The sequence below is a fragment of the uncultured Campylobacter sp. genome, from assembly GCF_905371695.1.
GTDB lineage: Bacteria > Campylobacterota > Campylobacteria > Campylobacterales > Campylobacteraceae > Campylobacter_A.
The window spans coordinates 1-8,973 of record NZ_CAJPMA010000070.1 but is presented as its reverse complement, the minus strand read 5'-3'; the positions used below and the strand labels follow the sequence as shown (position 1 = coordinate 8,973).

The following is an 8,973-nucleotide window of genomic DNA, read 5'->3' as shown; positions in this document are numbered from 1 at the left end:
TTTCAAGCGTAATAGTTCAAAAAGATAACGGCGAAATAATCGAAGTAGCCAGAAATAGTTTCGAAATGAGCGAATTTATCGGTAACGATGGCGAGATAGAGCAGCGCGCGACGGCTAGTTTTACGCAGTTTCCTTTTAAATTAGCTTACGCGCTAACGATACATAAATCGCAAGGAATGAGCATAAACTCGCTCGTTTGCGACTTAAACAATATCTTTGCCAACGGGCAGCTTTACGTGGCTCTTTCGCGCGCTATAAGCCCCGAACGGCTTAAAATTTTATATAACCGCGGGCTTGATTTTAGGCGGTATTTAGAAAAAGTGGTTAAAATTGACGAGGAAGTTCGCAAATTTTACGCGGACAACGTTTTTGAAAATATAAGGGAGAATTTTTGATGAAAAAGCTGATTTTAGCGCTTATTTTAGCGGCGAGCGCTTACGGGGACGTCTTAAAAGTGAGCGATTTTCAAACCGATTTATACTCTAAATCAAGCCCTAACGCGACTAAAAAAATAAGCGTCTCGCTAGAAGCGATCGGTAGGGACGTGCAAGATAACGAATCATATTTTTTAGACGCGCTAAACGTGATAATCGGCAGCTTTTACGCCGAGGATATTTTAACGTCGATGGGTAAGGAAAAATTTAAAGAAACTCTCATAAAATACGCCGCCAAAAAGCATGGATTAGATATCGACGACGTACTGATTTTAAATATAAAGACTATAAACAATTTAGAACTTAGCGAAATTTTAAAAGCAGTTAGGGCGCTTAAAAACGAAACTCCCGATGATACTTTGAGCGTAAAATCAAACGAGAAAAAATCTAAAAATAATGAAATAATTTTAAATCCCGATCTAAATTCGCTAAATCAAAAGCCCATAGATCTTAATAGCATAAAAGAATTTAACGAATAAAAAGCGTTATCTTTTGCGCGTTCTCCTTTTGCTGCGCGTCGTTGTCTTAAAATTTTGTTCGGTTGTTACTCGCACGGCAACTCTTGCCTCAAAATTTTAAGCCGCTTAGTCTAGCTTAACGATACTTCCGAAGCGCAAATAAAGACCGCGCCTAATATTACTGATTGATTATGTCGTATCCTTGCGGTATTACTGGCGTTAGCGTCTCTTTTGATATCGTTGCGTCTTTAACCGGATTTTTAAGCGTGATTTTAATTTTATTGCCGAGTTTATCTTTATAGTCGATATTTAAAGGAAGTCCGTTTTTCATGGCGATTAGATAATCCACGCCGTCGTAATCGGCCTTGTAAAGCGCGGGTTCTATTTGCTTGGCGGCGGCTAAAATTTGCGTTAAATTCGGCGTATCGTCTAGGCGCGAAATCACCGCTTGTTCTAGCTCGTCTTCTATTACGACTACGCGCTCGGTGCTAAAATATATACGTTTAGGCGTCGGACTTTCGTATATCCAAAGCGCGGTATTATCGCTATTTGCGTAAAATCTACCTTGATAGCTTATGCTTTTGCCTTCGCTATTTACGACTTGCGTAAAATCGCTTTGCAAGCTCTTAAAGCTAAGTCCCGCCGCAAAACAGCCGACGGTTAGGGATATGGTTAATAAAATTTTTTTCATTTTGCGTCCTTTTTCGCGCAATTTTACTCGCTTTAATTAAATAATAGCTAAAAGTATGCTACAATCGCCAGTTTAAATTTATACGTAAGGAAAATGATGATTTCAGCGATATTTAAAGCGATTTTTGGAACGAAAAACGATAGAGAGATTAAAAAATACGTCAAGCGCGTGCAGGAGATTAACGCGCTAGAAGCCAAATACGAACCGATGAGCGACGACGAGTTAAAAGCGGCGTTTGAAGCGTTAAAAACGCAGGTTAGGCAGCAAAATTTAAGCCTTGACGGCGCGTTAAACGACGTGTTTGCTATCGTGCGAGAAGCCAGCAAGCGAACGCTAAAAATGCGCCATTTCGACGTGCAATTAATCGGCGGTATGGTGCTTCACGAGGGTAAAATAGCCGAGATGAAAACGGGCGAAGGCAAAACGCTGGTAGCTACGTTGCCCGTGGTGCTAAACGCGATGAGCGGAGAGGGCGTGCACGTCGTAACCGTAAACGACTACCTAGCCAAACGCGACGCGACGCAAATGGGCGAGCTGTATAATTTTTTAGGGCTTAGCGTGGATGTCGTGCTTAGCGGCGGCTACGACGATAGCGTGCGCCAGGCGGCTTATAACGCCGACATCACCTACGGCACCAATAGCGAATTCGGCTTTGACTATCTGCGCGACAATATGAAATTCGACGCCAAAGATAAAGTCCAGCGAAAGCATAATTTCGTAATCGTGGACGAGGTCGATAGTATTTTAATCGACGAAGCTAGAACGCCGCTGATTATTTCAGGGCCTACCAATCGCACGCTAGACGGCTATATCAAAGCCGACGAGGTCGCAAGACAGCTAACGCGCGGCGAACCCGCCGATCCTAGCGTGCCCGGCAGTAAGGCGACGGGAGATTTCGTCGTAGACGAGAAAAACCGTACGATATTAATCACGGAAGCAGGTATTAGCAAAGCCGAAAAGCTTTTCGGCGTAGAAAATTTATACGATTTAAACAACGCGATTTTAAGCCACCATTTAGATCAAGCCTTAAAGGCGCATAATCTCTTCGAAAAGGACGTGCATTACGTAGTTCGCGACGGGCAAGTCGTGATCGTGGACGAATTTACGGGACGCCTTAGCGAGGGCAGGAGATTTAGCGAGGGGCTTCATCAGGCGCTAGAAGCTAAGGAAAAAGTAAAAATTCAAGAAGAGAGCCAAACGCTGGCGGATACGACGTATCAAAACTATTTTAGGATGTATAATAAACTTGCGGGCATGACCGGTACGGCTCAAACCGAGGCTACTGAATTTTCGCAAATTTACAAGCTCGACGTTATCTCTATCCCTACGAATTTACCGATTAAAAGGGTGGATGCGAACGACTTGATTTATAAAACGCAAGCGGAAAAATTTAAAGCCGTCATCGACGAAATTAAAAAAGCAAACGAAAAAGGGCAGCCCGTACTCGTGGGTACGGCATCTATCGAGCGCAGCGAAGCCTTGCACGAGCTGCTCGTAAAAGCTAAAATCGCGCACTCCGTACTAAACGCCAAAAACCACGAAAAAGAGGCCGAAATTATAGCGCAAGCGGGTGCGAAAGGGGCGGTAACGATCGCTACTAATATGGCGGGCCGCGGCGTGGATATTCGCATAGACGACGAGGTTAGGGCGCTGGGCGGACTTTACATTATCGGTACCGAGCGCCACGAGAGTCGTAGGATAGATAATCAGTTGCGCGGACGAGCCGGACGCCAGGGCGATCCTGGGATGAGCAGATTTTATTTAAGTTTAGAAGATAATCTGCTTAGAATTTTCGGCGCCGACCGCATAAAAGCGATAATGGATAGGCTAGGCATCGACGAGGGCGAGAGTATAGAAAGCAAGCTAGTAACGCGTGCGGTCGAAAACGCTCAAAAAAAGGTAGAGAGCTTGCATTTTGAGGCTAGAAAGCACCTACTAGAATACGACGACGTTGCGAACGAACAACGAAAAACGATCTACAAATACCGCGACGAACTACTGGATAAAGAATACGATATGAGCGAGAAGATCGCGCAAAATCGCCGCGAATACGTTGCACAGTTGCTCGATATGGCCGAAATTTTCCACGGCGGACTAAAAGACGATTACGACATTAAAAATTTATGCGCTTTGGTACTAAACGACTGCGGCGAGGAGATCGACGAGAGCGAGCTAAAAGGGCTGGAATACGGCGAAATTTTAGAGCGGCTAAGCGAAATTTTAACACAGCGCTACGACGAAAAGATGAGCGTGCTGGATCAGGCTCAAAAGCGCGAAATCGAAAAAGTGCTTTACTTGCAAGTACTAGACGGCGCATGGAGAGAGCATTTGTATCAAATGGATATACTAAAAACAGGTATTAGCTTGCGCGGATATAACCAAAAAGACCCGCTAACGGAGTATAAAAAAGAGAGCTACAATCTATTTATGGAGCTAGTCGCGCGCCTAAAAAGTGAGAGCGTAAAAATGCTTCAATTAGTGCGCCTACGAAGCCGCGAAGAAGAAGAGGCTCAGGCTGTGGCGCTACGAGAGCAGATGCAGCGAGAGCAAGACGAGCGGCTAAATTTTAGCGGCGGCGAAACGGATGATACGGGGCGCGAAAAGAAAGTGCCGCGCAATGCGCCGTGCCCGTGCGGAAGCGGGAAGAAATATAAGGACTGCTGCGGCAAGAGCGGGCCGAAAAAAGGTCTTTTGGCTTAATCCAGACTCGTCTTTTTTGCTATTTTTGCCTAATTATTTAATCCGGTAGACCGCGCGCCTAGCTTGTGCTTAAATTTTAAATTTGCGCCGTATAGCAAAAAGCGTTTTGTCTTGAAAACCGTAAATTTTATAGCAAATTTTAAGCCGAATTTCGCCTTAAATTTCGGCTAAATTTTGCTCTAAATTTCGCCGAAATTTTACCTTGTCGCTCAAATTTTAAAGGAATTTAATGACTAGCCTACCTAAATACCTACTTTTTAAATACCTGCGTTTCGACCGCTCGCAGCCTTTTATCACGCTTAGCGCCGTACTCGCGTTTTTAGGCGTTAGCATAGGACTTACCGTGCTAATCGTCGCGATGGCGATAATGAACGGTTTTGATAAGGAATTCGAGCGCAAACTTTTTACGATGAACTATCCTATAACGGTCATAACGGCGTTTAAGGGAGAAATTAACGACGCGCTGGTAAGCGAGCTGCAAGCGAATTTGCCCGATCTAAAATTTAGCCCTTATATCAGCGCGCAGGTGATTTATCGCGGCGCCAATTCGCTTGAAGGCGGGCTGCTTTTCGGCGTAAATTCCGCCGACGAAAAACCGATAAATTCCGTCGTCGCGCAAGGGCTTAAAGACAAAGAATTAAGCGGTTACGAAATTTTAGTCGGCAGCGGCATAGCTAGCGCGTTCGGCGCCAAGCGTGGCGAAAAACTCACCGTAATATTTACCAAAGCCGATCCTAGCGGATTTGCGCTAATCCCTAAAATGAAGCGCTTCGACGTCGCGGCCGATTTTACGTCGGGGCTAATCGCCTACGACAAAAGCTATTCGTATACGAGCGTGGCGGCGCTGCGTAAAATTTTAGAATACGAGGACGGCACGTATGACGGCATACACGTATTTTCAAATACGCCGTTTGCGGATATTAAGCGCGTACAGGACGCCTTACCGCTCGGATTTAAGGCGATAGGCTGGTGGCAACAAAACGGCAACTTTTTTAGCGCGTTGGCGCTTGAAAAACGCGCGCTTTTTATCGTGCTAATGCTAATAATCTTAGTCGCGTCGCTAAATATCGTAAGCTCGCTTTTAATGACCGTGATGAATCGCCGTCAGGAAATAGCGCTTTTGCTCGCGCTGGGAGCTAGTAAGAGCGAGATAAAACGTAGCTTTTTTTATCAAGGCGCGGTGATCGGCGGCGGCGGTATTATATTCGGGCTGGCGCTGGGGCTTTTTGGCGTGTGGCTACTGGGTAATTTTAATATTATCGACCTACCGGCAGATGTTTACGGCAGTAGCAAACTACCGATGGAGCTTTCGTTTAGCGATTTTGCCATGATTGTGGCGGGTGCGGTGATAATCGTCGCGCTATCGTCCTTTTATCCGGCTAAAAAAGCGACGCAAATAGACGTATTGCAGACGCTTAGAAACGAATAGGAGCGCCTAATTTCAAGAATTTACCTCTCCTTATTCGTGCTAACCGCTAGATTACGGCTTCGCGCGTCGCCCAAATTCTAGCCCCGCCTGGCGGGGACGCCATACCGAATAAATTTAGGCGAAATTCGGCGTATCGCTTTCTTAATTTAAAATTTACCGCCTACTTTTGTAAAATTTGGAAATTTTACAAGCGAAAGCGAACAGCTAAATTTTATCGTTAAATTTTTATCGTCCTGCCGACGTCTTTATCGATTTTGCATTGAAGGGCCTCGTGCACGAGCATCCTGGCTACCGATCGTTCCTCGCTGACTAGATGGAAATTCTGCCCCAAATCATGGAATAGCTTTTTCTCGTCGCGTCCGCTAAAACGGATAATCGTTTGAATGTTGGCGCCGTAGTCTTTGATGCTTTTTGCGATTAGCTCTAAGCGTTGTTCGTTTGAGACGGTTATAATGACCGCCGCAGCCGTATCGATGCAGGCGTTTTCAAAGGTTTGCTTTTGTAAAACGTTGCCTAAAAACACGTTCTCGCCGCGACTGCGACCGAGCTCTACTAGGCTAATGTCGCTTTCAAGCACGAGATAGAGCATTTTTTGCTCTTTTAGGCGTAAGACGACCTCTTGACCTAGCCTGCCGTAGCCGAAGATTACGATATGATCCTTGATCTTTTGCGGTTTTATCATATTATTAGGCTCTACGGCGACCTCTTGCTCGATAAAATCGGCTAAGCGATTTAAATTTTTAAGTATAAAAGGCGTCGTAAACATCGAAATTACCGCGACTGCGATAAAAATTTGAGCCGTATTGGCGTCAAGTAGCCCGCGCGTGTTCATTAGTCCGAATACCGCCAGCGCGAATTCGCCGATCTGACAAATGCTTAGCGCCGTTTTCGCCGCCACGCGGCGCTTTAAATAAGCGCTTAAAATTCCAAAAACCACGACCGCCTTAATCGCCATAACTCCGACGACCAAAGCCGCGATGATTAATATATTTTCAAAAACGAGCGAGAAATTTATCTGCATTCCGACCGTGATGAAAAACAGACCCAAAAGCAAGTCGCGAAACGGGATCAGGTCCGCTTCGATCTGATGTTTATACTGCGTCTCGGCCATTATCATACCCGCTAAAAACGCGCCTAGCGAATACGAAAAGCCGAATTCGTGCGCCAGGTCGCTAGCTCCGATAACTAAAAGCAAAATCATGGAGATGAAAATTTCTTGCGAATTGGTTTGCACGACTTTGTAAAATATCCAGTTGATGACGTATTTCCCGATTAAATAAAGTACGAAAATAAGAATAGCCGCGCTAAAAATCGTTCTCATTAAAAGCTCGTTTATCGAGCTTTGCGCCGAGCTAAAAATATCTATCATCAGCAAGATAGGAATTACGGCGATATCTTGAAAGAGCAAAATTCCAAGCGCCTTGCGTCCGAAAATTTGCGTTATATTTCCGCTGTCGTTTAGCGTTTTAAGTACGATCGCGGTTGAGCTTAAAGCAAGCGCGAGACCGGCGATAAGCGAGCTTTTTTCGTTCGTACCGAGTAGGTAAAAAAGCGCGAGCGATATGAGAAATCCGGATATACAAACTTGCAGCGAGCCGTTTAAAAATACCTCTTTTTTCATAGTCATGAGGTGCTTGAAGCTAAATTCCAGACCGATCGTAAACATCAAAAATACGATGCCGAATTCCGCGATGTGTAAAATTTCTTCATTGCTTTTAAACTCGAAAAGTTCGCTGGCGACGGTACCGGTAATGATGTAGCCGATAATCGTCGGTATGCCGAATTTCTCAAAAATTACGTTTAAAACGATGGCCGTAGCCGCGGTTAGTAAAAATGCTAGTAAAATTTCTTCCATTTATTTTTTCTCGTAAAAGATTAGATCAAAGCTATTTTCGCGCTTGACTAGCGACTTTTTAGAGCTAGGAGCGTCGCTTTGGGAAGCGTCTAAGCGCGCTCGAAGCTCTTCTATCGTGCTCTCAAATTCGTCCATTTTTTCTTTAAGCTGCAAAATGACGTCCACGCCTGCTAAATTTACGCCGAGATCTCGCGTTAGGCGCAAGATCATCTTAACGCGGTCTACGTCTTTTTGCGAATACAGCCTCATGCGCCCGTCCGTGCGGGACGGCTCGACTAGCCCTTCGCGCTCGTATTGGCGCAGGGTCTGGGGGTGGATGCTTAAAATTTTAGCTACGACGCTAATTAAAAAAAGCGGTTCTTCGTAATTTTTCATATCAGTTCTCCGGTAAATTTTGCTTTAATTCTTCGACGAATTTGGGATCCAGCGCGCCGACGTCGGGTAGTTTTACCCGCGCTTTTAGGTATAAATCTCCGAAAATTCCCGTTTTTCTATTTTGCGCGCCGTAGCCTTTTAGGCGGATTTTGGTGCCTGTTTTAGAATTTGCTGAAATTTTGATCGTTACGTTCTTTTTAAGCGTAGAAATTTCGACTTTTCCGCCGAACATCATCGTTTTTAGCGGGATTTCTACGTCTTTATATAAATCGTCCCCGTCGCGCTCGTATTCGTCGCTAGGCGCCACGCTAACGGAGAGTATTAGATCGCCTCTTTGTCCGCCGGCGCTCTTTCCTTTGCCTTTTATGCGAAGCTTTTCGCCGTCGTTTATGCCGCCGGGAATTTTGATTTTTAGGCTTTCTCCGTTTAAATTTATACGGTGCTCGCCGCCGATTACGGCTACTTCAAAAGGTATCGTAACCTTGGCGTTTACGTCTAAATCTATACCGCCAAATCCGCTAAACCCCTCGCCGCCGAATCCGCTAAATCCGCCGCTAAATCTACTTCCGCCGCCGAATCCGCCAGAAAAAATATTGCGTAAAATATCGTTTAAGTCGCCCATATCGGCGGAGCCTCTCGCAAAATCGTGAAAATTTTGCCCTCCGAACATCGAGTCGCCGTATTGATCGTATTGCGCGCGTTTTTTATCGTCGCTTAAAATTTCGTAAGCTGCGTTTATTTCTTTAAATTTCTCCTCTGCGCCGGGGTCTTTATTAATATCCGGGTGATATTTTCTAGCTAGCCTTCTGTAAGCTTTTTTGATCTCGTCTCCGCTCGCGCCTTTTGCTACGCCTAAGGTTTCGTACAAACTTTCGCTCATTAAAAATCCTTTAATTTTTTGATACGTATTCTAGCATAAAAGTTTAGCCTATGTCAATCAAGTTTTATAAAATTTTACCGTTTACGCTAGTTAAAACAAATATTAAATTTTTATTGTCAAGACGGGTTTATAATCCGCACGACTTTTAAAT

The 8,973-nt window shown here is 44.8% G+C and carries 8 protein-coding genes; 4 read left to right on the top strand and 4 right to left on the bottom strand.

The features are described 5' to 3' along the window. Positions 1–395, top strand: a 395-nt coding sequence (locus QZ147_RS06875) for a helicase C-terminal domain-containing protein (RefSeq protein ID WP_295148574.1), incomplete at its 5' end; no start/stop codon positions are given. Further along, positions 395–913, top strand: coding sequence for a hypothetical protein (locus tag QZ147_RS06870; RefSeq protein WP_295148576.1), 519 nt, complete (start codon positions 395–397; stop codon positions 911–913). The genes QZ147_RS06875 and QZ147_RS06870, both read left to right, overlap by 1 nt. A gap of 157 nt (positions 914–1,070) precedes the next feature. On the opposite strand, the gene lolA is transcribed toward QZ147_RS06870, so the two are convergent. After that, positions 1,071–1,583, bottom strand: a complete 513-nt coding sequence (gene lolA / locus QZ147_RS06865; RefSeq protein WP_295148571.1) for a LolA-like outer membrane lipoprotein chaperone — start codon at positions 1,581–1,583, stop codon at positions 1,071–1,073. A gap of 93 nt (positions 1,584–1,676) precedes the next feature. On the opposite strand from lolA, the gene secA reads away from it, so the two are divergent. Further along, the gene (gene secA / locus QZ147_RS06860) at positions 1,677–4,283 is read left to right on the top strand and encodes a preprotein translocase subunit SecA (RefSeq protein WP_295148568.1); all 2,607 of its coding nucleotides are present in this window, start codon (positions 1,677–1,679) and stop codon (positions 4,281–4,283) included. A 229-nt stretch (positions 4,284–4,512) separates the two neighbouring features. Beyond that, entirely contained in the window at positions 4,513–5,712 is a 1,200-nt protein-coding gene (locus QZ147_RS06855; protein ID WP_295148565.1) for an ABC transporter permease, read from the top strand. A gap of 217 nt (positions 5,713–5,929) precedes the next feature. Here the strand turns inward: QZ147_RS06855 and QZ147_RS06850 are convergent, their stop codons facing one another. The 3 genes from QZ147_RS06850 to QZ147_RS06840 are packed head-to-tail and all read right to left on the bottom strand — an operon-like array spanning position 5,930 to position 8,822. After that, positions 5,930–7,567, bottom strand: coding sequence for a cation:proton antiporter (locus QZ147_RS06850; protein WP_295148563.1), 1,638 nt, complete (start codon positions 7,565–7,567; stop codon positions 5,930–5,932). After that, positions 7,568–7,942 carry a helix-turn-helix transcriptional regulator gene (locus QZ147_RS06845; protein WP_295148560.1) on the bottom strand — a complete coding sequence of 125 codons (375 nt, stop codon included), beginning with the start codon at positions 7,940–7,942 and terminating at the stop codon, positions 7,568–7,570. 1 nt (position 7,943) lies between these two features. Then, entirely contained in the window at positions 7,944–8,822 is an 879-nt protein-coding gene (locus tag QZ147_RS06840) for a J domain-containing protein (protein WP_295148557.1), read from the bottom strand. Positions 8,823–8,973: the final 151 nt, after the last annotated feature.